Below are 966 nucleotides of genomic sequence, written 5' to 3' on the forward strand. Positions count from 1 at the left end.
TCAGTGCTGAAAGGAACGGCACGGTGAGCAAGATCAGGGCTTTGGGCAGGGGAGGGTCGATCATGACGTGGTGGTGGCGGAGGATTTCGAGCTGGTCGAGGTAGTCCTGTTCAGGATCCTCCGGGATCCCGTCCACGACCCCGTCAACGAAGCCTGACTCATCTCCGAGGAGTTCCCCGACCACCGGAACATCCCCCACCCGGCCACCATTGGCACCAGCAGTACCAGCATGAGTACCAGTTCTATGGGAGGTGTCTTGGCTGGTGGGTTGACCGGCTTTAGGGCTGATGGCGCTGGTGGTGGCGGGTTCTGGGGGTGTGGGGTTGTGGTGTTCCCAGGGTGGGGGATCGTCCACGAGGTGAACCCCGAACGCGGAACTGACACCGAAGGGGACATCGCTTCCCTGACCCGACGGATCAGAACCCTCCTCCTTTTGGTCCTGACCGCGGTTGCCACGGGTTCCGGTTGTCCCTCCAGCGTCAGTATTGCTGCTGCTGGCGCTGCTGGCGCTGCTGCTGCTGGCGCTGCTGCCGCTGCTGCTGCTGGCGCTGCTGCCGCTGCTGCCGCTGGCGCTGCTGCCGCTGGCGCTGCTGGCGCTGCTGCCGCTGGCGCTGCTGGCGCTGCTGGCGCTGCTGGCGCTGCTGCCGCTGGCGCTGCTGGCGCTGCTGCCGCTGGCGCTGCTGGCGCTGCTGGCGCTGCTGCCGCTGCCGCTGTTGCCGGGGCGGGGTTGTTGGTTGATGAGGAGGGTGGTGGCGATGTCGAGGCGTAGTTGGGCTAGGGTGCGGTGTTCTCCGGTACTGCCGCTGGTCCCGGTGGTGGTGGGTGGGTGGTGGTGTTTGATGGTGCGTGCTGTGCGGGTGCAGTTGACCCAGGCTGCTTGGGCGCTGATGGTGGGTAGGTGCAGGGTGAGCCAGGACATGCCGTCGCGTCCGGGTTCCAGGGTCATGGCGCGGCGTTGGTAGGCCT

The 966-nt window shown here is 66.7% G+C and carries 2 protein-coding genes; one reads left to right on the top strand and one right to left on the bottom strand.

The features are described 5' to 3' along the window. Positions 1-355, bottom strand: a 355-nt coding sequence (locus JMA46_RS16755) for a hypothetical protein (RefSeq protein WP_207346482.1), incomplete at its 3' end; no start/stop codon positions are given. Positions 356-449: 94 nt separating this feature from the next. Between JMA46_RS16755 and JMA46_RS16760 the strand changes: the two genes are divergently transcribed. Beyond that, on the top strand, positions 450-962 hold the full coding sequence (locus tag JMA46_RS16760) for a hypothetical protein (protein WP_207346483.1): 513 nt from the start codon (positions 450-452) through the stop codon (positions 960-962). The last annotated feature ends 4 nt before the right edge of the window (positions 963-966 follow it).

This window comes from Arthrobacter sp. E3 (genome assembly GCF_017353415.1).
GTDB lineage: Bacteria > Actinomycetota > Actinomycetes > Actinomycetales > Micrococcaceae > Specibacter.